The organism is Rhizobium sp. SU303 (assembly GCF_021052345.1).
GTDB lineage: Bacteria > Pseudomonadota > Alphaproteobacteria > Rhizobiales > Rhizobiaceae > Rhizobium > Rhizobium laguerreae.
Window position 1 is genome coordinate 84,020 of sequence record NZ_CP088097.1, and the last position, 20,419, is coordinate 104,438.

Annotated in this window: 30 protein-coding genes and 3 pseudogenes; 18 read left to right on the top strand and 15 right to left on the bottom strand. The window is 61.2% G+C overall.

Annotation, left to right across the window (positions count from 1 at the left end):
• Nucleotide 1: 1 nt before the first annotated feature.
• The gene (locus tag RlegSU303_RS29320) at nt 2–1,069 is read left to right on the top strand and encodes a Gfo/Idh/MocA family protein (RefSeq protein ID WP_131719820.1); all 1,068 of its coding nucleotides are present in this window, start codon (nt 2–4) and stop codon (nt 1,067–1,069) included.
• Nucleotides 1,070–1,073: 4 nt separating this feature from the next.
• Nucleotides 1,074–1,904: a shikimate dehydrogenase family protein gene (locus RlegSU303_RS29325; RefSeq protein ID WP_017957843.1), complete on the top strand. Its 831-nt coding sequence runs from the start codon at nt 1,074–1,076 to the stop codon at nt 1,902–1,904.
• A 58-nt stretch (nt 1,905–1,962) separates the two neighbouring features.
• On the opposite strand, the gene RlegSU303_RS29330 is transcribed toward RlegSU303_RS29325, so the two are convergent.
• Entirely contained in the window at nt 1,963–2,730 is a 768-nt protein-coding gene (locus RlegSU303_RS29330; RefSeq protein ID WP_033183766.1) for an SDR family oxidoreductase, read from the bottom strand.
• 87 nt (nt 2,731–2,817) lie between these two features.
• Between RlegSU303_RS29330 and RlegSU303_RS29335 the strand changes: the two genes are divergently transcribed.
• Entirely contained in the window at nt 2,818–3,183 is a 366-nt protein-coding gene (locus tag RlegSU303_RS29335; protein WP_017991871.1) for a type II toxin-antitoxin system RelE/ParE family toxin, read from the top strand.
• Complete coding sequence (locus tag RlegSU303_RS29340; protein WP_017957845.1) at nt 3,167–3,490, top strand: helix-turn-helix domain-containing protein; 324 nt, start codon at nt 3,167–3,169, stop codon at nt 3,488–3,490. Before RlegSU303_RS29335 ends, RlegSU303_RS29340 begins: the two co-directional genes overlap by 17 nt.
• Before the next feature lie 28 nt (nt 3,491–3,518).
• Here the strand turns inward: RlegSU303_RS29340 and RlegSU303_RS29345 are convergent, their stop codons facing one another.
• From RlegSU303_RS29345 to pcaD, 5 genes are all read right to left on the bottom strand, one after another.
• On the bottom strand, nt 3,519–4,565 hold the full coding sequence (locus RlegSU303_RS29345) for a 3-carboxy-cis,cis-muconate cycloisomerase (RefSeq protein ID WP_017957846.1): 1,047 nt from the start codon (nt 4,563–4,565) through the stop codon (nt 3,519–3,521).
• Nucleotides 4,566–4,738: 173 nt separating this feature from the next.
• On the bottom strand, nt 4,739–5,350 hold the full coding sequence (pcaG, locus tag RlegSU303_RS29350) for a protocatechuate 3,4-dioxygenase subunit alpha (protein ID WP_231283948.1): 612 nt from the start codon (nt 5,348–5,350) through the stop codon (nt 4,739–4,741).
• Between the two features lie 2 nt (nt 5,351–5,352).
• Entirely contained in the window at nt 5,353–6,102 is a 750-nt protein-coding gene (gene pcaH / locus RlegSU303_RS29355; protein ID WP_094088482.1) for a protocatechuate 3,4-dioxygenase subunit beta, read from the bottom strand.
• A gap of 10 nt (nt 6,103–6,112) precedes the next feature.
• Nucleotides 6,113–6,517: a 4-carboxymuconolactone decarboxylase gene (gene pcaC / locus RlegSU303_RS29360; protein WP_017957849.1), complete on the bottom strand. Its 405-nt coding sequence runs from the start codon at nt 6,515–6,517 to the stop codon at nt 6,113–6,115.
• Complete coding sequence (gene pcaD, locus RlegSU303_RS29365) at nt 6,514–7,323, bottom strand: 3-oxoadipate enol-lactonase (protein ID WP_017957850.1); 810 nt, start codon at nt 7,321–7,323, stop codon at nt 6,514–6,516. The genes pcaC and pcaD overlap by 4 nt, the downstream gene beginning before the upstream one ends.
• A gap of 91 nt (nt 7,324–7,414) precedes the next feature.
• Between pcaD and pcaQ the strand changes: the two genes are divergently transcribed.
• From pcaQ to RlegSU303_RS29380, 3 genes are read left to right on the top strand one after another with little or no spacing between them, the layout of a single operon-like run.
• Nucleotides 7,415–8,335, top strand: coding sequence for a pca operon transcription factor PcaQ (gene pcaQ / locus RlegSU303_RS29370; RefSeq protein WP_131719825.1), 921 nt, complete (start codon nt 7,415–7,417; stop codon nt 8,333–8,335).
• Between the two features lie 57 nt (nt 8,336–8,392).
• Nucleotides 8,393–8,914: an MbcA/ParS/Xre antitoxin family protein gene (locus RlegSU303_RS29375; protein WP_168276379.1), complete on the top strand. Its 522-nt coding sequence runs from the start codon at nt 8,393–8,395 to the stop codon at nt 8,912–8,914.
• Nucleotides 8,911–9,582 carry an RES family NAD+ phosphorylase gene (locus RlegSU303_RS29380; RefSeq protein ID WP_168276378.1) on the top strand — a complete coding sequence of 224 codons (672 nt, stop codon included), beginning with the start codon at nt 8,911–8,913 and terminating at the stop codon, nt 9,580–9,582. Before RlegSU303_RS29375 ends, RlegSU303_RS29380 begins: the two co-directional genes overlap by 4 nt.
• Nucleotides 9,583–9,609: 27 nt before the next feature.
• Here the strand turns inward: RlegSU303_RS29380 and RlegSU303_RS29385 are convergent, their stop codons facing one another.
• Nucleotides 9,610–10,251: an alpha/beta hydrolase family protein gene (locus tag RlegSU303_RS29385; protein WP_231283949.1), complete on the bottom strand. Its 642-nt coding sequence runs from the start codon at nt 10,249–10,251 to the stop codon at nt 9,610–9,612.
• Between the two features lie 70 nt (nt 10,252–10,321).
• Here RlegSU303_RS29385 and RlegSU303_RS29390 point away from each other — a divergent pair, with 70 nt between their 5' ends.
• The 7 genes and pseudogenes from RlegSU303_RS29390 to RlegSU303_RS29420 all read left to right on the top strand — a co-directional run bounded on the left by RlegSU303_RS29390 (nt 10,322) and on the right by RlegSU303_RS29420 (nt 15,264).
• On the top strand, nt 10,322–10,504 hold the full coding sequence (locus RlegSU303_RS29390) for a hypothetical protein (RefSeq protein WP_018071481.1): 183 nt from the start codon (nt 10,322–10,324) through the stop codon (nt 10,502–10,504).
• Nucleotides 10,505–10,923: 419 nt separating this feature from the next.
• Nucleotides 10,924–11,204, top strand: a pseudogene (locus tag RlegSU303_RS29395) (invasion associated locus B family protein); the annotation flags it as partial.
• Nucleotides 11,205–11,242: 38 nt separating this feature from the next.
• Complete coding sequence (locus RlegSU303_RS29400; RefSeq protein ID WP_231283950.1) at nt 11,243–11,656, top strand: hypothetical protein; 414 nt, start codon at nt 11,243–11,245, stop codon at nt 11,654–11,656.
• Nucleotides 11,657–12,258: 602 nt separating this feature from the next.
• On the top strand, nt 12,259–12,543 hold the full coding sequence (locus tag RlegSU303_RS29405) for a helix-turn-helix transcriptional regulator (protein WP_165504573.1): 285 nt from the start codon (nt 12,259–12,261) through the stop codon (nt 12,541–12,543).
• Nucleotides 12,533–13,855 carry a type II toxin-antitoxin system HipA family toxin gene (locus tag RlegSU303_RS29410; protein WP_231283951.1) on the top strand — a complete coding sequence of 441 codons (1,323 nt, stop codon included), beginning with the start codon at nt 12,533–12,535 and terminating at the stop codon, nt 13,853–13,855. Before RlegSU303_RS29405 ends, RlegSU303_RS29410 begins: the two co-directional genes overlap by 11 nt.
• Before the next feature lie 196 nt (nt 13,856–14,051).
• Complete coding sequence (locus RlegSU303_RS29415) at nt 14,052–14,366, top strand: EamA family transporter (RefSeq protein WP_131621405.1); 315 nt, start codon at nt 14,052–14,054, stop codon at nt 14,364–14,366.
• 148 nt (nt 14,367–14,514) lie between these two features.
• Complete coding sequence (locus RlegSU303_RS29420) at nt 14,515–15,264, top strand: sulfite exporter TauE/SafE family protein (protein WP_168276375.1); 750 nt, start codon at nt 14,515–14,517, stop codon at nt 15,262–15,264.
• A 30-nt stretch (nt 15,265–15,294) separates the two neighbouring features.
• Here the strand turns inward: RlegSU303_RS29420 and RlegSU303_RS29425 are convergent, their stop codons facing one another.
• Nucleotides 15,295–15,771: a hypothetical protein gene (locus tag RlegSU303_RS29425; RefSeq protein WP_168276255.1), complete on the bottom strand. Its 477-nt coding sequence runs from the start codon at nt 15,769–15,771 to the stop codon at nt 15,295–15,297.
• 53 nt (nt 15,772–15,824) lie between these two features.
• On the opposite strand from RlegSU303_RS29425, the gene RlegSU303_RS29430 reads away from it, so the two are divergent.
• Nucleotides 15,825–16,088 carry a DUF982 domain-containing protein gene (locus RlegSU303_RS29430; RefSeq protein WP_168276374.1) on the top strand — a complete coding sequence of 88 codons (264 nt, stop codon included), beginning with the start codon at nt 15,825–15,827 and terminating at the stop codon, nt 16,086–16,088.
• Here the strand turns inward: RlegSU303_RS29430 and RlegSU303_RS29435 are convergent.
• The 3 genes from RlegSU303_RS29435 to RlegSU303_RS29445 all read right to left on the bottom strand — a co-directional run bounded on the left by RlegSU303_RS29435 (nt 16,082) and on the right by RlegSU303_RS29445 (nt 17,045).
• Nucleotides 16,082–16,249 carry a hypothetical protein gene (locus RlegSU303_RS29435; protein WP_205930758.1) on the bottom strand — a complete coding sequence of 56 codons (168 nt, stop codon included), beginning with the start codon at nt 16,247–16,249 and terminating at the stop codon, nt 16,082–16,084. The two genes, RlegSU303_RS29430 and RlegSU303_RS29435, sit on opposite strands and share 7 nt — an antisense overlap.
• 200 nt (nt 16,250–16,449) lie before the next feature.
• Nucleotides 16,450–16,764: a hypothetical protein gene (locus RlegSU303_RS29440; protein ID WP_168276408.1), complete on the bottom strand. Its 315-nt coding sequence runs from the start codon at nt 16,762–16,764 to the stop codon at nt 16,450–16,452.
• Nucleotides 16,765–16,844: 80 nt separating this feature from the next.
• A complete protein-coding gene (locus RlegSU303_RS29445; RefSeq protein ID WP_003548617.1) occupies nt 16,845–17,045 on the bottom strand; it encodes a hypothetical protein in 201 nt (66 codons plus the stop codon).
• A 134-nt stretch (nt 17,046–17,179) separates the two neighbouring features.
• Between RlegSU303_RS29445 and RlegSU303_RS29450 the strand changes: the two are divergent.
• Nucleotides 17,180–17,343, top strand: a pseudogene (locus RlegSU303_RS29450) (non-homologous end-joining DNA ligase); the annotation flags it as partial.
• A 51-nt stretch (nt 17,344–17,394) separates the two neighbouring features.
• On the opposite strand, the gene RlegSU303_RS29455 reads toward RlegSU303_RS29450, so the two are convergent.
• The 3 genes from RlegSU303_RS29455 to RlegSU303_RS29465 form a co-directional block, all read right to left on the bottom strand.
• On the bottom strand, nt 17,395–17,685 hold the full coding sequence (locus tag RlegSU303_RS29455) for a CopG family transcriptional regulator (RefSeq protein WP_168276373.1): 291 nt from the start codon (nt 17,683–17,685) through the stop codon (nt 17,395–17,397).
• Between the two features lie 145 nt (nt 17,686–17,830).
• A complete protein-coding gene (locus RlegSU303_RS29460) occupies nt 17,831–18,103 on the bottom strand; it encodes a hypothetical protein (RefSeq protein WP_131640727.1) in 273 nt (90 codons plus the stop codon).
• On the bottom strand, nt 18,103–18,534 hold the full coding sequence (locus tag RlegSU303_RS29465) for a hypothetical protein (protein ID WP_231283952.1): 432 nt from the start codon (nt 18,532–18,534) through the stop codon (nt 18,103–18,105). The genes RlegSU303_RS29460 and RlegSU303_RS29465 overlap by 1 nt, the downstream gene beginning before the upstream one ends.
• 224 nt (nt 18,535–18,758) lie before the next feature.
• Between RlegSU303_RS29465 and RlegSU303_RS34605 the strand changes: the two are divergent.
• Both RlegSU303_RS34605 and RlegSU303_RS29470 read left to right on the top strand, forming a co-directional pair.
• A pseudogene (locus tag RlegSU303_RS34605) lies at nt 18,759–18,854 on the top strand (nucleotidyl transferase AbiEii/AbiGii toxin family protein); the annotation flags it as partial.
• A gap of 131 nt (nt 18,855–18,985) precedes the next feature.
• Nucleotides 18,986–19,687, top strand: coding sequence for a DUF899 family protein (locus RlegSU303_RS29470; protein ID WP_231283953.1), 702 nt, complete (start codon nt 18,986–18,988; stop codon nt 19,685–19,687).
• Between the two features lie 21 nt (nt 19,688–19,708).
• On the opposite strand, the gene RlegSU303_RS29475 is transcribed toward RlegSU303_RS29470, so the two are convergent.
• Nucleotides 19,709–20,338, bottom strand: a complete 630-nt coding sequence (locus RlegSU303_RS29475; protein ID WP_168276370.1) for a J domain-containing protein — start codon at nt 20,336–20,338, stop codon at nt 19,709–19,711.
• Nucleotides 20,339–20,419: the final 81 nt, after the last annotated feature.

Below are 20,419 nucleotides of genomic sequence, written 5' to 3' on the forward strand. Positions count from 1 at the left end.
AATGAAGCCGCTGGAGATTGCAGTCATGGGAGCCGGCCTCATCGGCAGGCGCCACGCCGAGCGCATCATGTCCGAGCCGGGAACCGTTCTCTCGGCGGTGATCGATCCTTCCGCCGCCGGTCGCGACTTTGCCGAGAATGTCGGCGCTCGATGGTACCGGAACTTCTTAGACATCCGCGTCGAGGACAGGCCTGACGGCGTCATCGTGGCAACACCGAACCAGCTTCACGTTGAGAACGGAATGGAGATCATCGCTGCCGGCATCCCTGTCCTGATCGAGAAACCGATCGCTGACGATGTCGATGCTGCCGTAGCACTGGTTGCCGCCGGCGAGAAGGCAGGCATACCGCTGCTGGTCGGCCATCACAGGCGCCACAATCCGATGATCCAGGCGGTCAAACAGATCGTCGACGGCGGAAGGCTTGGCCGCATCGTCACGGTGCACGGCACGTTCTGGGTGGCCAAGCCCGACGACTATTTCGATATCCCCTGGCGGCGTGAAGCGGGCGCCGGCCCGGTTCTCGTCAACCTGATCCACGATGTCGATCTCTTCCGATATTTCTTCGGTGAGGTCAAAGCCGTCCATGCGATTGAATCGCACGCCGTACGGAACCATGCCGTCGAGGATACGGCCGTCGTCACGCTGCGTTTCGCAAGCGGGGTGCTTGCCACCCTCAACGGCAGTGATGCCGTGGCCGCGCCCTGGAGCTGGGAGACGACAACCGGGGAGGACCCCGCTTTTCCCCGTTACGATCAATTCTGCTACCAGATCGGCGGCACCAAGGGGTCGCTCGGAATTCCCGATTTGACGCTTTGGACAAGTGCTTCGAGGCCCGACTGGCTTGAGCAGCTTGCCCAAGAGCGCGTGCCTTACGCAGCAGCCGATCCCCTTTGCGTTCAGCTCAGACATTTTTGCGAGGTCATTCGTGGCGATGCCACGCCTCTGGTGAGTGGCCGGGAGGGCCTCGCCACGCTCAGGGTCGTCGAGGCGATCAAGAGATCGGCGCGCTCGGGACAGATGATCCACCTCGTTGACGCCAGCGCCTCCTCCGATCCCGAGAAAGTCTGACCACATGATCACCGGGACGACCAAACTCATCGCGCACCTCGGCTATCCGACGGAGTCCTTCAAGGCGCCGCTGATCTACAATCCTTACTTTCAGAAGAACGGAATTGATGCCGTCGTCGTGCCGATGGGCTGCAGGCCGGAGGACTATCCGGCGTTTCTGAAGCTTCTGTTCCGGTTGTCCAATATCCACGGTGCTCTGATCACCATGCCGCACAAGATTTCGACGATGGCGCTGCTCGACGAAACGTCGACCAGTGCGAAAGTCGCCGGCTCGTGCAATGCAGTGCGTCTCGGTTCGGACGGCAGGCTGATCGGTGACATGTTCGATGGCGAGGGCTTCGTTCGCGGCGTGTTGCGCAAGGGTAAAAAGGTTGAAGGAGCCCATGCGCTCATAGCGGGCGCCGGCGGCGTCGGCTCGGCGATCGCGGCATCCTTGGCACAGGCGGGCGTGGAGCATCTCGCCATCTTCGACGCCAATGAGACGACCGCGACCGCGCTGCTGGACAGGCTGAAGAAATATTATCCGCAGCTTCAAGTCACGGTCGGCTCCGCCGATCCTGAAGGATTCGACATCGTCGTCAATGCGACACCTCTCGGCATGCGACGGGGTGATCCGCTGCCGATCGATATCGACCGCATCTCGCCATCGACCTTCGTCGGTGAAGTCGTGATGACGAAGGAGATAACCCCTTTTCTCGAAGCCGTGCGGGCGCGCGGCTGTGCATTTCAGGTTGGGACGGACATGTTGTTCGAACAAATCCCCGCCTATCTCGAATTCTTCGAATTCCCGACGACGACGGCCGACAATCTGCGGGCAATCGCCAAACTCGGATGATGCGTATTCAGAGCATGATGCCGAAAGGTGTGAGCGGTTTTCGGACGACATCCTGTTTCTAGAGCGAGGCGGTGATGCCGCCGTCGACCGTCAGCATATGGCCGTTGACGAAGGAGGAGGCATCCGAGGCGAGGAAGACGGCGGCGCCGACGAGCTCCTTGACCTCGCCCCAGCGGCCGGCCGGCGTGCGGGTCTCCAGCCAGCCGGAAAACTTGGGATCGTCGACCAGCGCCTGGTTGAGCGGCGTGCGGAAATAGCCAGGCGCGATCGCATTGACCTGCAGGCCGTATTTCGCCCAGTCGGTCGCCATGCCGCGCGTCAGGTTCTTCACCGCGCCCTTGGTCGCGGTATAGGGCGCGATGCCGGGACGGGCGAGTTCGGCCTGGACGGAGGCGATGTTGATGATCTTGCCGCGGCCGCGCGATATCATCGCCTGGGCGACCGGCTGGCTGACATAGAACAGGCTGGAGACGTTGGTCTTGAAGATCTCGTCCCATTTGTCGACCGGGAAGTTCTCCAGCGGTGCGCGGAACTGCATGCCGGCATTGTTGACGAGGATGTCGATCGGGCCGATCTCCGCTTCGATATAGGCGATGGCGGTGCGGCTGGCCTCCGCGTCGGTGACGTCGAAGGCGGCACTGACGGCATGGCGATGGCTGCGACGGATATCTTCGGCGGCGGCCTCCGCCTTCTGCGCGTTGCGGCCGTTGATGATAATCGAAGCGCCATGTTCGGCAAGCCCGACCGCCAATGCGCGGCCGATGCCCTGGCTGGAGCCGGTGACGAGGGCGCGGCGGCCGGAGAGATCGAAGAGGGGGAAGGTCACGAGGCTGCTCCGTTGAGGGGAAGAAAAGCTTGCGAGCCGAGGTCACGCCCGTCTTGATAAGTATAGCACCTGGTGCTACATAAACCTATGGTCGGGCGCATATACAAGACGGGTTGGTTTACCAAGGCGGCGCGTAAGGCGCATATATCGGATTCGGAATTGCGTGAAGCTATCAGGCAGGTAGCGGAAGGCAAGGCCGACGATCTGGGCGGCGGTGTCTTCAAGAAGCGTCTGAAAGACAACCGTCATCGTTCGATCGTCCTGGCGAACGCCGGACGGTTTTGGGTGTTCGCCTATCTTTTCGCCAAGAAGGATCGCGCGAATATCGACGACGCGGAGCTAGTGGCTTTCAAGGCGCTTGCTGCTTTGTACCGCAAGAAAACAGCATCCGATATCGAAACCGAACTTCGAGCCGGCGCGCTCGTGGAGGTAGATGATGAAGACGAAGCGTAAATTCAAAAGCGATGCTTTCGAAGCGATCCACACTTCAGTCGAGGCCATGTACAACGCCGGCACAATCGACAAGGAAACGATGCGCTCCTTCGACGAAAGTTGCCTCGTTTCGCCCGGCGTTCTCGATCCTGAAGAGATCAAGGCACTGCGGGAAAGCAATCACGTCAGCCAGCCGGTTTTCGCCCGATATCTGAATACCAGCGAATCCACCGTGCAGAAGTGGGAAAGCGGTGCCAAGCGGCCGAGCGGAATCGCGCTGAAGCTGCTCTCGATCGTGCAGAAGCACGGGCTTCAGGTTCTGAGCTAGAGCATGATGCCGAAAAGTGTGAGCGGTGTTAAGGCGATCCAAGCCGCCTGATATTCCCCGTCAGCTCCTTCGCCAGTCGCAGGCTGGCGGCGGTTGCCATCGTCATTTGCGGCAGCAGCAGCCATTCGAGCGTCCAGGCAGCGCCCGAGCGTTCCTGTTCGTGGACGAGGGACTGGTGGATGCCCGATAAAACAGTGGCGTTGAAGCGGGCAAGCGAGACCAAGACCTCGGCGGAAACGGGGTTCTGCTTGTGCGCCATGGCCGACGAGGTGCCGCCGCCTGAGATTTCGATCTCGTCGCCGGCCTGGGCAAGCAGCGCGATATCCTGCCCCATCTTGCCGAGACTGCCTGAAATCGACGCGAACAGGCCGGCGATATCGGCGATCGGCAGACGCCCGCTTTGCCATTGCGGTGCATCGGTGAGGCCGAGTTCCTGGGCGAGCGAGGCCCGGATGGCCGCGGCCTGCGAACCGAGCTTGTCGAGCGTGCCGGCCGCGCCCCCGAACTGAACGGGAAAACCCTGCTCGGTCAGGCGGTCGCGATAGGTCGCCAGCGGCTCCCGCCACGCACGGAGGCGGTCGGAGACGGTGATCGGGATCGCCGCCTGCATGCGGGTGTGGCCCATCAGCTGGTTCCGGCCGAACTGGCCGTTGAGCGCATCGAGCCCAGCGGCGATGGTGGAAAGCCGGCCGGCAAACAGGAAGACGACGGCCTTCAGGCGGATCATCAGGCTGGTATCGATGACATCCTGGCTGGTCGCGCCGAGATGAAGGCTTTTTGCCGCTTCCTCGCCGACACTAGCGCGCAGCTGCTTGATGAGATCGGGAACGACGACGCCGTCCCTTGCCGTTGCCGATCGAAGACTGGAGACCTCGGGTGAGAAGGCGGCGCAGGTGTCGGTGATGCGCCTTGCCGCTTCGGCAGGAATGAGGCCGTGAGCGGCTTCAGCCTTGGCGAGCGCGGCCTCGAAGGAAAGCATGGCCCGGATATCCGCCTCGGCGCAGAAATAGGGCGCGATTTCGTCGTCGCCGAGCAGGCCGGAGAGGAAAGGATGGTCGAAGGGAGATGCGGTCATGATCGTCTCGGTTCATGGTTGTGGCCCTCATCCGGCTGCCGCCGCCCTCTCCCCGCTGAAGGGGCTCGAGGCGGCGTCCGCGCTTCATGGGCGGGTGATCTCGTACGGCACATCCCCTGGCGGACGCTACCCCGCACATCACCGCCCCAGCAAGCCGATCGCGACGCCGGCCTTTAAATATCGAGAAACACCGTTTCCTTAGGACCCTGCAGATGGATGTCGAAATGACAGGTCGCGCCGTCGCGGGTGGCGACCATCGTTGCGACGCGCTCGCGATGTTCGATGCGGGAAAGCAGCGGGTCGGCGGCGTTGGCTTCCGTCTCCTCGGGGAAATACATGCGCGTGTGCAGGCCGATATTGATGCCGCGGGCGACGATCCAGAAGGTGATGTGTGGGGCTTGTCTGCGGCCGTCCTTGAAGGGGACACGGCCGGGCTTGACCGTCTCGAAGCTGTAGACGCCGTCCTCGGCGCGGGTCGAGCAGCGGCCCCAGCCAGTGAAATTGGGATCGGCAGCACCGCGCATTTCCGACGGGCTGTTGTAGAGCCCGGCGCTGTCTGCCTGCCAGATCTCGATGACCGCATCGCGCACCAATGCGCCGGCGCCGTCGAAGATCCGGCCGGTGACGGTGATGCGTTCGCCGAGCGTCTTGTCGTTGACCATCGCGATGCCGAGATCGGTGTCGTAGACACCCGAGATGTCGCAGAAATTCGGCGTCAGGCCGATATGGACATAGGGGCCCGCCGTCTGCGACGGGGTTTCCTTGAGGTAGCCGAGCTGCTGCATGGTCAGTTGCCCTCCAATTTGTTTTCGAACATCGTCGAGCGGCGACCGCGCAGCACGATATCGAATTTATAGGCGCGTGAATCCATCGGAATGGTATTGCCCCAGTCGAGCGGCGCGATCAGCTGCTCGATCGCCGCCTTGTCGGGGATGGTGCCGACGATCGGACATTTCCAGATCATCGGATCGCCTTCGAAGTACATCTGGGTGATCAGGCGCTGGGCAAAGCCATGGCCGAAGATCGAGAAATGGATATGGGCGGGACGCCAATCGTTGATGCCGTTCGGCCAGGGATAGGCGCCGGGACGGACGGTGCGGAAATGGTAGCGGCCTTCGTCGTCAGTGATGGCGCGGCCGCAGCCGCCGAAATTCGGGTCGATCGCGGCGAGATAGGTTTCCTTTTTGTGGCGATAGCGGCCGCCGGCATTGGCCTGCCAGAACTCGACCAAGGCGCCGGCAACCGGCCTGGCGCGCTCGTCGAGCACGCGGCCATGGACGATGATGCGCTCGCCAATCGCGCTTTCGCCGGGCTGCGCGTAGTTCAGGATCAGGTCGTTGTCGAGTTCGCCGATCATCGAATGACCGAAGACCGGGCCGGTGGTCTCGGAAATCGTGCCGTCGAGCGAGAGCAGCGCGCGCTGCGGCGCGCGCAGGACGGAGGTCTTGTAGCCAGGCGTCAGCGCCGGCGCATGCCAGGCGCGGTCGCGGGCGAAGAAGCCGCTGGTCTCGGGCTTGCGGTTCGGTCGTTCGGACATGTTCCTCCTCTCAGGCCGCCTTTTCGGCGTCCATCTGTTCAAAGGCCTGCTTTGCGATCTTGATCGCGTGATTGGCCGCGGGAACGCCGGCATAGATCGCCACATGCAGCAGCGCCTCGCAGATATCCTCGCGGGTCGCCCCCGTATTGGCGGTGGCGCGCACATGCATGGCAACCTCGTCGTCCTGGCCAAGCGCGGCAAGCAGAGCGATCGTGATGATCGAGCGCTCGCGCTTCGTCAGTGCAGGGCGCGACCAGACATGGCCCCAGGCGGCCTCGGTGATCAGTTCCTGGAAGGGCCGGTCGAACTCCGTCGCAGCAGTGGCGGCGCGGTCGACATGGGCGTCGCCGAGCACGGCGCGGCGGGTCGCCATGCCCTGGCGATAGCGCTCGGAAGGGGACGCGGTTTCATTCATGGGCTGACTTCTCCAGGCGGAATGGATGTGAGGAAGGCGCGGATGATCGCCGTCAGCGCCTCCGGCTGTTCGACGCAGGGAATGTGCGCGCAATCAGGGATGATCTCGTAACGGGCGCCTGAGATCAGCCGCGCGGTCGAAAGCACGAGATCGGGCGGCGTCGAGCCATCCTGATCGCCGACGATGCAGATCGTCGGGACAGCGATCGTCTTTGCAACCTCGGTGAAATCGGCGTCGCGGATAGCGGCGCAGGCGGCGACATAACCCTCGACAGGCTGGCGCGTCAGCATGTTGCAATAGCCGGCATAGGCGGTGCTCTCGGGCCGGCGGAAGGCGGGCGTGAACCAGCGCTCCATGATGGCGTCGACGATGCTGGCGATGCCGTTTTTCTCGACGGCGGCGATGCGGGCGTTCCAGCTCTCCGCCGTGCCGATCTTGTGGGCGGTGTCGCAGAGGATGAGCGCGCGGACCAGATCCGGCCGGCGGTGATAGAGCGACTGGGCGATCAGGCCGCCGACGGAGAGGCCGCAGATGACGGCATCCTTGACCGACAGCAGATCGAGAAGGCCGGCGAGATCCGTCGCATGGTCCTCGATCGATGAGGGGAGCTGACCGACATCGGAAAGGCCGTGGCCGCGCTTGTCGTAAAGCACGATGGCAAATTCACCGGCAAGCCGCACCACGACGTCGCGCCAGATGCGGAAATCCGTGCCTAGCGAGTTGGCGAAGACGATGACCGGCCTGTCGGCGGGGGCACCAATGATCTGATAATGGATCGTCACGTCGTTTATGCGGGCGAATTGCACGTCACTCTCCTCCTGAATGGTGAAATTGACTGGTTGATCCGGTTAAGTAAAATGATATTTATTGGCGTTTCGATAACCCAGGAGTTATGCGATGATCGACAGTCGGGTCAAGTTCCGCCATCTGCAAACCTTTGTCGAGGTGGCGCGGCAGAAGAGCGTCATGAAGGCCGCCGAATTGCTGCATGTCAGCCAGCCGGCAGTCACCAAGACGATCCGCGAACTTGAACAAGTCCTGGGTGTCGATGTTTTCGAGCGCGACGGCCGCGGCATCAAGATCACCCGCTACGGCGAGGTCTTCCTGCGCCACGCCGGGGCTGCGCTGACGGCGCTGCGCCAGGGCCTCGATTCCGTCTCGCAGGAGCAGTTCGCCGATGCGCCGCCGATCCGGATCGGCGCGCTGCCGACGGTGTCATCGCGCATCATGCCGCGCGCGATGGAACTTTTCCTCAAGGAAAAGACCTGGAGCCGGGTGAAGATCGTCACCGGCGAGAACGCCGTGCTCTTGGAGCAGCTTCACGTCGGTGATCTCGATCTCGTCGTCGGACGTCTGGCCGGTGCCGAGAAGATGGCGGGCTTTTCCTTCGAGCATCTTTATTCCGAGCAGGTGGTGTTTGCCGTGCGCGCCGGCCATCCGCTGCTCGACGGCCGGCAATCGCTGTTTGCCGGCTTCGGCAACTACACGGTCCTGATGCCGACACGGGGTTCGATCATCCGGCCGGTGGTTGAAAATTTCCTCATCGCCAACGGTGTCTCCAGCCTGCCGAACCAGATCGAGACGGTGTCGGATTCCTTCGGCCGCGCATTCCTCAGGGCAAGCGATGCGATCTGGATCATTTCCAACGGCGTGGTGGCCGGCGATGTCGCCGACGGGCGGCTGGCGCTTCTGCCGGTTGATACCGGCGAGACCAAGGGGCCGGTCGGATTGACGATGCGCGCCGATGCCGTGCCGTCTCTGCCGCAATCGATCCTGATGCAGACGATCCGGGAGGCGGCAGGCGAGGCGGTCCTTTAAATTCGCTTGATCAATGCCCAGATTTGGACTATGTCTAATTCAAGACAGGAGGCTTTCATGCAGCATGCGCGACGGGAGCAACGGGAAGACCAGGGGCCACAGCGGCTGGACATGGAGCGGTTTGCTCCGGCCAACCGCAAGAGGCTGAGCGCCCCGGCCCTGCGAACCTTTCTGGCGATCGCCGATCTCTGGGGGCTGACGGAAGAGCAACGTCTGCTCGTGCTCGGCTATCCCTCTCGGTCGACCTACCACAATTGGGCCAAACAGGCGCGCGAGCACGGCGCTTTCACGCTCGATGTCGATACGCTGACCCGCATCTCGGCCGTGCTCGGCATCCATCAGGCGCTCGGCGTGCTGTTTTCCGATGAACGCGCCGGCGTCGCCTGGCTGCGCTCGCCGCATCAGGCGCCTGTTTTCGGCGGCCATCCGCCGCTTGATATCGTGACGAACGGGACCCAGGACGGGTTGATGACCGTACGCCGGTTTCTCGACGGCGCCCGCGGCGGTCTGTACATGCAGCCGAATATGCTCGACGAAGCGTTCACACCTTACGAAGATGCGGACATCGTCTTCCGGTGAGCGACCGTTTTGCTCAGGCGCCGCGTCCGTCGTACCGACTGATCCCATCGCAATTTCCGCCGATCGGGCTTTTTGAGACGGTGACGCGGGCGGCCGATCTCCAAGCCGTGATGGATCTCGTCGGCTGGACCAATGATCGTCTCGTCGCCGACCGCATCCAACGGCTTCCCGAGGACCAATGGGTTTACGGCGTTGCCAATGCCAGCATTGTCATGGCGGCCTTCCTGCATGTCGCGCCGGGAGGAATGCGCTTCAACGGCCCCGATCTCGGCGCCTGGTATGCAGCCGACGATCTCAAGACGGCCGCCGCCGAAGTTGGTCATCATCTCAGGCGCGAGGCTGTCGCGTGCGGGGTGGTGACGATGGCGCGCACCTATCGAAGCTATTCGGCCACCCTGTTTGGGGACTATCTCGACATTCGCGGAGAGCAGACGCTACGGCCCGATGTCTATGACGGCACCAGCTATGCGGCGTCGCAGGTGCTGGGGGAAGAGGTGCGTTCGAGCGGCGGCGCCGGTATCCTCTATGACAGTGTCCGGCTGAGAAGCGGAGTGGCCATCGTCGCCCACCGGCCGCGCAATATTCAGGGCGTGGTGCAGGCCGACCACTTCGAAATCACCGTTTCAGCCACCGACCGGCGCATCGATGTCAGGAAGCTTGCTGCCTGACGGCGCCGCCGGGGATGTGGGTGATGCTCAAACCGGCAACCGTTCGGCCCATGCCTTTGCCGCTTTCGCCATCGTGGCGAGGTGATCGGCACTGGAGAAACCGGAGATCGTCTTGCGCGGTTTGAGGTCGTGGTCGCCGTCCTGGAGCCAGAGGATCTCGATCCTGTCGGAGAGATCATAGCCCGGCACCTCGTCCCGCGTGCCGAATTCATCGCGTGTTCCCTGGCAGATCAGCGCCGGCGTCGTCAGCCCTGTGAGATGGCCGGTGCGCAGCTTCCCAGGCTGGCCGGGCGGATGGAAGGGATAGCCGAGGCAGAGCAGGCCGGCGATCTTCCCCTGACGATGGAGATCGTCGGCGACCATGCTGGCGACCCGGCCGCCCATCGACTTGCCGCCGATAATCAGAGGGCCGCTGGCGCCGAGATCTTCAACGGCCGCCTCGTATTCGGGATTGAGCGTTTCGGCGCGCGGCGGCGGCTTGCGGCCTTCCGAGGTACGGCGGGCTGCCATGTAGGCGAATTCGAAACGAGCGACGCGGAAGCCGACGCCGGCGAGCGCATTTGCCGCTGATGTCATCGATGCCGAATCCATCGGCGCGCCGGCGCCATGCGCAAGAAGGATCGTGAAGCGCGCATCCTGAGGCCCCTGCAGCAAAAACCTGTCAAGCATCGGTAGTCCTCCATCCCATCGCCGGAACCATGTCGACGGCCGTGACTTCTTCCTGGAAAGGAGACTGACAATGTCGACGAATGATCAAAACGTAAAGCCCGAGCAGCGGCGCCCCAAAGATGTCGGCGCCGTTCCTGAGAAGCCGGAGCCCGCAGACGCAGAATCGATGGCGCCGCCGGCGGTGCAGCCGGCTGGGGTCAGGGACAAAAGCGAAAGACCTGTGGTCAATCCGATCACCGGGGTCGCCTCCTGATCGACTACGGCCGATTATCGTGCAGAACCGCTGAACCGCCTCTTGAAACCCCGGCGGAAAGGGTCCATATACCCGTCCTGCCTGAAAAATGGATGCGCGCGGTATCGACGTCGTCGAACTGTTCGTTGTCCGACAGGATAAGGGCGCTCCCCGCAAGGGTCGAGCGCCCTTTTTGCTTTCCATTCCCTAATTCCGTAGTCAGCCCAAGTGGAGTGCTCCCTGGTTTCGGCCTCGATCAGCATTCGGGCCTTAACGTTCAGTTCGAGGTGGAAGAATGGCATGTGAAAGATCCCCATGCGAAACCCTGATGCTTCGGAGCAAGGAGGGTAGCAATTGCTAGCGCATGTGTTGCAATAACCGCACAACTCTCCGAAAACGAGCATAATCGAGTTAAGGGCCGGACTGTCGCCGCCGCTCTGATGGTTGCTGCTTGTGCCAATCCGTCTTTTTCGCAATCGCCTATCCCGGCCGAAAAGGCGCCGGCTCAAGCGGCACCGGCCCTAAAATCTCAGAAGTTTGACGACTGTTACTATCGCTGCACCGGAGCTTCGGCATGCGAAGTCGCGCAGTTTGCCCAAGTCGCCAAGAACGTTAATGTGCTCACGTTGGCAATATCAAATGCGCCAGCCGATTCCCAGCACAAGGCAAGTCACGGCTGGTGCTGACCGGCCTTCTGCCCCTCAACGTATTCCTGCCTTCGACGGATCTTCTCCCTGTGATCAAGCATGCTTTGTACAAATGACTGATATAACTTTTGACACGGAAAACGTTTCCTTGGAGCTGGGCTTTCTGGAGCTGGATCCAAACGATCAACGCTCAACGCGTTGGAGCGTCCGAGTGGGTATTAACCATTCCACAGGATGTTTTTCCTACCTCGCGACAGATGTTTGGTTCGATACAGAGATATGGGATCAATTTAGGATCGATCTGTCATCTAAAGAGCCTAAAACCCTCAAGCTTTTGGACATGAGCGAATACTTCCGCTTTGTCATCGAACGAACTTCAACATGCTTTGAAATTACAATTCAAGTGCATGAGCCGATCATTTCACAAGGAACGATATGCCTTGAAGCTCACTTGAAGAGCGACCTGGATGGGCCATTTCTTGGCAACTTGGGGGATGCTTTCGCAGCTTGTCCGAAGTTTTGGTAAGTTGAGCGCCTAAGAAGAATGCGTAGTCGCTCTGCGGGAGGCAGGAGTTCGAGGCTCAGAGCAGGAAGCCCGGCCTCCCTAATTCTCGTCTGACGTCCAGGCCTCGCATAGCCATTCGCCGTCTTTGTCGGCTGATTTGTACGCGTGGATCGCACGTACCCGTCTTACAGAAGCGACCCGATGCGCGGTCCAGGTTTTTCACCATGTCCGGACAACGCGCGGTCTTCTGCTTTGATGAGCTGCTGCAAGCAGGCGAATGTCAAAAGGGGTCAATGTGGGGATTGTGTGCGTGGAGAGCGCCTCTAGTCGACCACCGAACGCGCCATTAAAATTGAGGAAGGAGTACGGCGGGGCCTGCCCCTGACTCTATCGCGCCAACTGCCGCGCCAGCATTCATATACCCGCACTATGTACAAAATTCCGGTCACAAACTGGCGTTATGACCAATCAAATGAACAAAACTTGACTTCGCCCCAAGCGCCATGGCATGGTGTCCAAAATTCTGGACGGGAGAAACTCTCATGTCCACTCAAATGAACAAATAGGTCATAACAGTGCCCCGTCAGAGAAGCTACTCCAGAGTCACGCACCAGGCGCTCGCCATGCTCGGCAAACTGATCCGCGTCGGGCGCGCCGAGCGCGGCCTGACCGCGCAGGAACTGGCCGAGCGTGCTGGTATCAGCCGCACGACATTGTCCAGCATCGAAAAGGGTGCGCCCGGTCCTGAGATCGGCATCGTCTTTGAAGTCGCGTCCCTCGTGGGCATGCGCCTGTTCGACTATGACGAGCGCACTCTCCAGATGCACAATACCCGTCTCGATGAAAAACTGACCCTGCTGCCCAAGAGTGTCCGCCACACGGTAAAGGAGGTCGATGATGACTTCTAAGGCGAATGCCACGGAAGCCTTTGTCTGGATGTGGCTGCCGGGGGCGACGGAGCCGGTGGTAGCGGGCCGCCTCGACCAGAATGGCGAGCGCCTGTTCTTCACCTATGGCGCCAGTTACCGCCGCCGCAAGAACGCCATTTCCGTCTATGAGCCGGAGTTACCGCTTCAGGAAGGCATTATCGCGCCCATCAACGGCCTGTCGATGGCGAGCTGCATTCGCGACGGCTCGCCCGATGCCTGGGGCCGCCGGGTCATCATCAACAGGCTGACGGGCAAGAAGCCCGACGCTGCCGGCGTACCCGAGATCAGCGAACTTACCTATCTGCTCCAGTCCGGCTCCGACCGGATTGGCGCTCTCGATTTTCAGGCCTCGGCAACAGAGTATATCCCCCGCCATGCCGCGCAGGCATCGCTCGACGAACTCATGGAAGCGGCCGCTCTCATCGAAAAAGGCATCCCCCTGACACCGGCGCTCGAACTGGCCCTCAACCATGGCACCTCGATCGGCGGCGCGCGCCCCAAGGCGCTGATTAATGACGGGACGAAGAAATTCATCGCTAAATTCTCGGCAACCAACGACACCTACAGCGTCGTGAAGGCCGAATTCATCGCGATGAAGCTGGCAACCGCCTGCGGGCTTAACGCTGCGTCCGTGGCGATGACCCGCGTCGCGCAAAAGGACGTGTTGATGATCGAGCGCTTTGACCGCACGCTCATAAAGGATGGCTGGATCAGACACGCCATGGTCTCGGCGCTGACCATGCTGGGCCTTGATGAGATGATGGCGCGCTATGCCTCTTACGAGGACCTGGCCGAGCTGATCCGTCGCCGTTTCACGGCACCCAAGGATACGCTCAAGGAGCTCTACGGGCGGATTTGCTTCAACGTGCTGTGCGGCAACACCGACGACCATGCCCGCAATCATGCCGCCTTCTGGGATGGCCGGATGCTCACTCTGACGCCGGCCTATGATATCTGCCCGCAGGGACGCACGGGCAACGAAGCCACGCAGGCCATGCTGATCAAGGGCGATGGCCGCGCCAGCACGCTCGCCACCCTGCTCGCCGCTGCGCCGGACTATCACCTGAAAGAGGCGGAAGCCGCCGCGCTGATTGAAAACCAGGTCACGATGATTGCCGCAAACTGGCCAGCGGTCTGCGCGGAAGCCGAACTGAGCCCCGTCGACCGCAAGCTGTTCGCCGGACGTCAGTTTCTCAATAGCTATGCCTTTGAGGGGCTCGAAGGTCAAAAGGCGCTGCAGGATTCCTTCCGTGCCGCACGGGATGCGCTGATCGCGAGCGGAGACGCTTGACGATGACAGCGCGACAGCGGCTCAAGAGACGCGATTGGCCGGGTGCCTTTCTCCGCTCTCTTGGCCATGCGCGTCGAGCTGGGTGTGAAGTCGACTGATCATATGTCCTACGTCGAGATCGAGGACGCGGGATTAGTCTCTGATGGATTGACGGACCACCCAGCGTTAGACAAAACGCGTCAGCAGGAGTTTATCGATGCGTGTTGCCGCCATCCTCTTCATAGCCGTCTGCCTATTTCTGGCCGGGGCGACCGCTTCCCGCGCATATGTGAGCAACTCGAACCTTTGGCTGCTCGCTACCGCGCTTGTCCTCTACACATTAGGCAATCTCTCGATGATCGCTCTCATGCGGACGAGCGGGCTTTCCCTTGCTATTTCGTTGTCTTCGGTCGCGCAGCTCGTTGCCATCAACGCGATCGCCGTTTTGGTTTTCGATGAGCGGCTCGGCTGGCAGCAGGCGGTTGGCGTCCTCCTCGGGATCGCATCGGTTACGCTCATGGTGATCGGATGAATGGTTCTCAGCCACGTTTGCTTGACTACGGCGGATGGCAGTCGTGGAGCGGACTCTCATGGACGCACAAGGTCATGCGGCCATGTGACCGCGGTATCGGACAAGAGGCTCGGCCGAAATCAGGCTTGGGTTCTGAGGCGACCTGAACATGTACGATATCATGCTTCTTTTCCTTGCTGGCTTGTTGGCAGGCAGCATGAACGCGTTGGCGGGCGGCGGGTCGTTCGTATCCTTACCTGCGCTGATATCGGTCGGAGTGCCATCGGTAGCCGCAAACGCGACGAGCACCTTAGCCTTGTTTCCCGGCGGTATGGCGAGCTCGTGGGTCTATCGTGACGGGGTTAGGAGTGTGTGCGGCGTCAATGTCGTGCCCATCGCCATCGTGACGGTGATGGGTGGTGTGGCCGGAAGCATTCTATTGCTGCTGACCCCATCGAGGATTTTCGATGGTATCCTGCCATGGCTTTTGCTGGTGGCGACATTGATGCTCGCTGCAGGTCCGAGGTTCAGCGCCCAGCTGCAGACGCAGGCACGTCCGAGTGTTCTGGTGTTCGCAACGGTTCAGTTCTTTCTCGGTCTTTATGGCGGCTATTTTGGCGGCGCGGTGGGTCTCATGATGCTTGCGGCATGGAGCGCGCTCGGGGGCGGGGACATCAAGAGCCTCAATCCGACAAGAATGGTGATGGTTACTGCCGCAAACGCGGTCGCCGTCCTCGTCTTCGTACTTGCCGGCGCAATCGTATGGCAGCAGTGCATTGCCATGACGATTGGAGCCGTTATCGGCGGATGGACCGGAGCGCATATCGGACGAAGGCTGCCATCATCGGTCGTGCGGGTGCTAACCCTCGCGGTCGCCTTGTTGACGACAGCAGTATTCTTTTCGCGAGCTTACCTTTGAGCGGGGGTCCGGCCCCGTTGAGGCTCTCAGTCAATATCCAATTGAAGGAGCCGCGATCCCGGCTGCTCGATCAACTAGCGCCCGCAACGCGGCGCGCGCGCCCTCGAAGGCGTAGGGATTGAGGAACTGGCGTCGCCAGAACAGTTCTTTGTCTACCGGTGAAAGCCGGGTTTCCGTTTCGAAAGCGATCAGCGTCCATGTCGTGGCTCGCCGATGGAAATATCGGCTTTGATGATGGTGAAACATGGGCGACGCGGCAGCGCTGGAGCCGGTCCGCAGGGCAATCGCGGTCATGCTCGGATGAAGCGGTATCGACGATGTGCGCGTTCCAGAAAGATTCGGGGCGTTCGACTTCCCCGCGAGCATGTCGGCGGCCTTGATGGCTTCAGCATGGCGGGACCGAGCTAACGCTGGCAATGCTGAGGCGACCGAAGCGCCTTTAAGAAATGTTCTCCTTTTCCATGATGCGGCCTGCGAAACGGGCTTCGGCATGTCAGCGGAGGTCACGGAACGGTTCTTGCACGGTTACCAATATGTTTACCGTGGGGAGACCTAATGTCATGAAATGGCACAGATCCGGAGAGTTTTCTCCCTTGATGCTCGTTGTGAGTGGGCCGGAAAAGTACAAACTTGTCGCAACTCTTTGGGAGGCGGCCAATATGCTGACGGCTTGCTGGCCCATCGACGATGGAGAAGAGTATCTCACAGCGATTAGGGCGTGCCGGGATGCACTTCATGGGGACGTCTCGGCCGAGGACGCGCGAGAAGCGCTGATCCGTGCCGCCGACGAAGCTGGCATTCCGGTGATCACCGTCGTTCACTGAGCTTCACTGCCGACCATGAAAAGTTCAAGGGACGCCTTCGTGATCCTCTCATTCCGCTGCAGGCGCCGGTCCATGCCGCTGAACGTCACTTTCAGGCCGCGCTCGGCCAGCAGTTCTTTCAGCCTCTCTGTGGCGACAAGTGCCGGCTTCCGTTCCTTCATGTACTTCGCGTGCGTCTCCGGCGCATCGACGTCGGACTAGGAACACCTTCCCCCTGCAACCGCATGTTCCGCCCGTCGCATTTTACCGTGTCGCCGTCGCCGACCGTCAAAGATCCGCAGATGAGCCGCCCAGCTATCGTTGAACGATATCTCCACGCTCGGCCGCGGCGCTTCCATCAGCGGCCGCCTGTCGGTGTCGCTCATCTTTCCTCCTGGAGTTGCCAGCCCGCTTTCGGGACCGGCCACCCCTTCCTGGCCGCGCGGATATCAGCCTCAGCTTCGGCTTTCTTCTTGGCTTCCGTGACGCCTATTGCCCAAACGGTGATGCGCATCCGTCCGGCTTTGAATACGAACCGCCGTTCAAGGGTATTTTTGCCTGCCGAGTATCCGCCGCGAAAACATGCACGGGCGACCGACAGGCTGATGCTCTCGCGGAAAGACTGCGGTTGCGACGACCACCAGTCCTTCAGAGCAGTTTCAAACGACACGGACTTTGGTTGGGAACGGTCAAGCATAGGCTTCAGACCTGGTCTCTCGTTCAACGTCGCTGACCGGTGCTCCGAGCCGTTTTCTCTCATGATTCATCTTGGGCATATCAGTCTCGATGGTAGCTCGGCCGCCAGCCGCGGGCCATGCCTCGGCTCATGGCGCCTTCCGTCAATGCTAACTGCCGGCGAAGGTGACGGATATCTTCCAGCAGGGTGTCTATAGCCGCGTGCGTATCGCCTCTGTGGTAGGCAATCACCTTTGCACGCTCGTCGTCTTCCACGGCTTCGCCGATCGGCTGCTCTCGCATATCCGTGCTCCGTATTTCGATTTTCAGAATGGCGGCTGCCGCGCCGATGTTCCTATTATGTTCGCGGCGCGGGCGGAGTCAATATCAATCTGGCTCAATTGCTCTTTTAGGCGCTGCTGATGTCATCGCGCGCGATGACAAAGCCGCCTTTCAAGCCTTCCAAGCCGCTGCTCGGTGAGCCGGCGCGCCGATCCGCAGCCGGTCGCGCCGTCGCCGAGATCCTGCGCTGCCCAATCTCCCCTTGGACCCTATGCCCGCGCGCATCGAGCCGTGCCTTGCGCTGCTGAAGGCCAGGCCCAATACAACTTCTCCCTAACGACCGAAGCCTAGTAGCGTTTGCACCAAGAGATCAAGCGGTGCCATCAACATCGCCGTCTTCGTCCAGTTCATGCACCGGCAGATACGTGTTCTTCTCCATCCACTCCCGGACGATGAACCTGATCGTGTCGTTGCGCGTCATGCCGAACTCGCCGGCCAGGTCGCGCAAGGCGTCCTCGACATCATCCTCCATCGAGACGGTGCCGGCATTGCGCAGCCGCAGTGCCGCGCGGCGCAGCATGATCTGAAGATCCGCTCGTGAGATATCGGCTATCCGATCGGCGGCTTCTTCGAGAAGGGTGGCGGTGTCGGGGGATGTCATGGGTTCACCTGCGCTCGGTCATGGGGGATGGCGCAGCGAAATTGATGCCCCGAACGGACAGTCCATCCAAGCTGCCGGCCGTCCATAGGCGCAGCGCCGAGGAGAAAAGCCGCCGGAAAATGCAAGTGAAGCGGGTCATCAGGTGCTACTCGTCAATCTCGTTGCCATCATCGTCGTACTCCGCCCCGCGATCAGAGTCCTCGACATAAGTCCGGCATCCCTCTTCAAAAGACGACGAATTGCCCGAACAATCGTCCTCACTTTGAATGCTGTTCTCCTCCGCCCATTCATAGCCGGCCCTGTGACCCTCGCAGTTATCGACGCATGAATTCCCACCGAAGCTCTGCGCGAAGACCGGGGCTGCCAGCGTTGCCATCAGCAGAGCGCTCGCAAACAACGTCGCCATCACTCTGCGCACTACCAACCTCCCGGACGAGACATTGCGCTTCGGCCGCCGCACCTATTGCCCGCGGCGTCGTACTGCCAATCGTACTGGCAGTTTCCTGGATAGCGCCGCGGTGGAGTGTACGCACCGCCGCCGCAATTGCCATTCGCGCATACCGCAGCAGCGGTTCCGACCAATGCAAGTCCCACGAGAACCGCGGCGGCCTGCCGTTGCTGGGCAACCATCTGCTCACATTCCAACATGCTCACCCCGCGTCGGTTCACTTCCGCCACGAGCTGGAATTGAAACGCTGGATCCTGCGTTTCCAGTGCTGTCTTGCAAAGCGCGGCTTTGCTGACGGCCGATGGCTTGTTGTTGAATTCAACCGGCGTCGTTGTGCAGCTCGCCAAGGCGAGCGACATCGACACGACGCCGAAACGTCGAGCTAACATATATATTTTCACGGATAACCCCTCAGTTGCCCGCTGCCAACATCGCAGAATTCGCCTCGACGTCAAATTGCATATTAATCTATCGTTAACGCAGCTTTAGGATGTACGCTGAAAGCCGCCATTGGTGTACTGCCCATCCTGTCTTACTGTTTGCGCAAGCGCGGCGCCGCCCGACGAAGCAAATCTGGAGATCCGCTCGCGAGATATCTACGATCAGGTCGGCGGCGTCCTCTTGGAAGAGCGCGATGCTGATCATGAGCTGGTTCGATGATCCGCATTTTGGAACGCACGATCTTGATCTGCTGGGCTTTGGTGATCCGGGCGCCGAGCCGGCCAAAGCGCGTGGCGAATATTTTCCGTCGGCTCTGTCGATTTTGGTATCAGCCGATCGTCCTTGTAATGATGTGCTGGCGCCGCGGTCCCGGCTTCAGCACGTTCTCAGGCAACAGAAGGAGCTATTGTCATGGATAATCAGCATTTGGTACCCGCCGCCGTGCTTGCGGCCAAGAACGGCGTCCGGTTTCCCAATGAGAGTGAGGAATATCGCATTGCCCGCGACGCGCTGCTGGCCGAAGAGATCGAATTGCGCCGGCACATCGAGCGCGTGGCGGTACAGCGCCGGGCGTTGCCGCCAGGCGGCGAGGTCACGAAAGACTACCGCTTCGAAGGCAGCGATGGGCCGATATTCTTCAGCGAACTCTTCGCCGACAAGGAGACGCTGATCGTCTACAGCTACATGTTCGGCCCGGAACGCGAGCGCCCTTGCCCGATGTGCACCTCGCTGCTGTCGGCTTGGGACGGCGAGGTGCCCGACATCCAGCAGCGCGCAGCCTTGGCGGTGGTCGCACTTTCGCCGATCGGCAGGCTGCTCGCCTTCAAGAAGGAACGCGGCTGGCACCACCTGCCGCTCTATTCCGACACGACGGGCGACTATAGCCGCGACTATCACGCGATCGGCAGGGGTGGTGGCGATGACGCGGCCTTCAACGTCTTCACGCGCCGCGACGGCAGCATCCGCCATTTCTGGAGCCAGGAGATGGGCGAGGTGACGGCCGACCCCGGCGAGGATCCGCGCGGCGCACCAGATCTGATGCCGCTCTGGACCGTCATCGATTCGACGCCTGAAGGCCGGGCACCGGACTGGTATCCGAAGCTGTCCTATTAAGATCGGTCGCGGCGTCCGCCGTCAGCCGGTGGAGCGGTTTCTGGCGGTCTCGGGCCATTCGATGCTGGTGACCGCGGCATCCGGCAGCGGCGGCGGATCGATGTCGTAGACATAACCGCTGAGCATGTCGGCGGCGCGTTCCGTCGCCTTGATCTTCGCCTCGGTTTCCGCGACCGCCTTGGAGATCGCTTCGATGCGGGCGCGGAACATGTGGGCGAGCACATCGCGGCCGGACTGTTTTTCGAGCCGCTCCAGATGCAGGCCGATGCGCGAGGCGTGGCGCTCCAGCTCGCTCTTGCTGAAACGCGCCTTTCGCAGTTCTTCGGAAAGGCTATCCTGCATGACGGCGACGGGATCGAAACTTCCGGGTGCGCGCTCGTCGAGCACCGCGTCGGTGACCAGCTTCTCGATCATCACGAGCGCCTGCAATTCGGCCGCATCGGCGAATTCGACGTCATAGCCGGTATCGTCGTAGACCTTGCGCCGGACCGGATCGAGAAGCAGCCCATAGGCTTTCTGCAGATTGGCAAAGGCCTCCGAATCACCGCCCGAATCGGGGTGGGCGACCTTCGCCAGGCGCCGATAGGCGGCCTTCAGCTGCGCCTCGTCCGCATCGCGTTCAACGCCGAGAATATCGTATGGATCCGTCACGCCTGCTCCCTTGCTCCCCGGCACGTTGCGGGCAGTCTAGGTCTTCTTCTGCATCAGAAGGGCGAAGTTTAGACCGAAACG

What these genes read in the sequence shown, in the direction of transcription:
- RlegSU303_RS29410 (WP_231283951.1), top strand. Translation starts at nt 12,533, where the DNA reads ATGACTTCTAAGGCGAATGCCACGGAAGCCTTTGTCTGGATGTGGCTG.
- pcaG (WP_231283948.1), bottom strand. Translation starts at nt 5,350, where the DNA reads ATGCAGCAGCTCGGCTACCTCAAGGAAACCCCGTCGCAGACGGCGGGC.
- RlegSU303_RS29470 (WP_231283953.1), top strand. Translation starts at nt 18,986, where the DNA reads ATGGATAATCAGCATTTGGTACCCGCCGCCGTGCTTGCGGCCAAGAAC.
- RlegSU303_RS29435 (WP_205930758.1), bottom strand. Translation starts at nt 16,249, where the DNA reads ATGAAGGAACGGAAGCCGGCACTTGTCGCCACAGAGAGGCTGAAAGAA.
- RlegSU303_RS29420 (WP_168276375.1), top strand. Translation starts at nt 14,515, where the DNA reads ATGTACGATATCATGCTTCTTTTCCTTGCTGGCTTGTTGGCAGGCAGC.
- RlegSU303_RS29320 (WP_131719820.1), top strand. Translation starts at nt 2, where the DNA reads ATGAAGCCGCTGGAGATTGCAGTCATGGGAGCCGGCCTCATCGGCAGG.
- RlegSU303_RS29455 (WP_168276373.1), bottom strand. Translation starts at nt 17,685, where the DNA reads ATGACATCCCCCGACACCGCCACCCTTCTCGAAGAAGCCGCCGATCGG.
- RlegSU303_RS29415 (WP_131621405.1), top strand. Translation starts at nt 14,052, where the DNA reads ATGCGTGTTGCCGCCATCCTCTTCATAGCCGTCTGCCTATTTCTGGCC.
- RlegSU303_RS29385 (WP_231283949.1), bottom strand. Translation starts at nt 10,251, where the DNA reads ATGCTTGACAGGTTTTTGCTGCAGGGGCCTCAGGATGCGCGCTTCACG.
- RlegSU303_RS29335 (WP_017991871.1), top strand. Translation starts at nt 2,818, where the DNA reads ATGGTCGGGCGCATATACAAGACGGGTTGGTTTACCAAGGCGGCGCGT.
- RlegSU303_RS29430 (WP_168276374.1), top strand. Translation starts at nt 15,825, where the DNA reads ATGAAATGGCACAGATCCGGAGAGTTTTCTCCCTTGATGCTCGTTGTG.
- RlegSU303_RS29445 (WP_003548617.1), bottom strand. Translation starts at nt 17,045, where the DNA reads ATGCGAGAGCAGCCGATCGGCGAAGCCGTGGAAGACGACGAGCGTGCA.
- pcaC (WP_017957849.1), bottom strand. Translation starts at nt 6,517, where the DNA reads ATGAATGAAACCGCGTCCCCTTCCGAGCGCTATCGCCAGGGCATGGCG.
- RlegSU303_RS29345 (WP_017957846.1), bottom strand. Translation starts at nt 4,565, where the DNA reads ATGACCGCATCTCCCTTCGACCATCCTTTCCTCTCCGGCCTGCTCGGC.
- pcaQ (WP_131719825.1), top strand. Translation starts at nt 7,415, where the DNA reads ATGATCGACAGTCGGGTCAAGTTCCGCCATCTGCAAACCTTTGTCGAG.
- RlegSU303_RS29375 (WP_168276379.1), top strand. Translation starts at nt 8,393, where the DNA reads ATGCAGCATGCGCGACGGGAGCAACGGGAAGACCAGGGGCCACAGCGG.
- pcaH (WP_094088482.1), bottom strand. Translation starts at nt 6,102, where the DNA reads ATGTCCGAACGACCGAACCGCAAGCCCGAGACCAGCGGCTTCTTCGCC.
- RlegSU303_RS29390 (WP_018071481.1), top strand. Translation starts at nt 10,322, where the DNA reads ATGTCGACGAATGATCAAAACGTAAAGCCCGAGCAGCGGCGCCCCAAA.
- RlegSU303_RS29405 (WP_165504573.1), top strand. Translation starts at nt 12,259, where the DNA reads ATGCTCGGCAAACTGATCCGCGTCGGGCGCGCCGAGCGCGGCCTGACC.
- RlegSU303_RS29440 (WP_168276408.1), bottom strand. Translation starts at nt 16,764, where the DNA reads ATGCTTGACCGTTCCCAACCAAAGTCCGTGTCGTTTGAAACTGCTCTG.
- RlegSU303_RS29340 (WP_017957845.1), top strand. Translation starts at nt 3,167, where the DNA reads ATGAAGACGAAGCGTAAATTCAAAAGCGATGCTTTCGAAGCGATCCAC.
- RlegSU303_RS29400 (WP_231283950.1), top strand. Translation starts at nt 11,243, where the DNA reads ATGACTGATATAACTTTTGACACGGAAAACGTTTCCTTGGAGCTGGGC.
- RlegSU303_RS29325 (WP_017957843.1), top strand. Translation starts at nt 1,074, where the DNA reads ATGATCACCGGGACGACCAAACTCATCGCGCACCTCGGCTATCCGACG.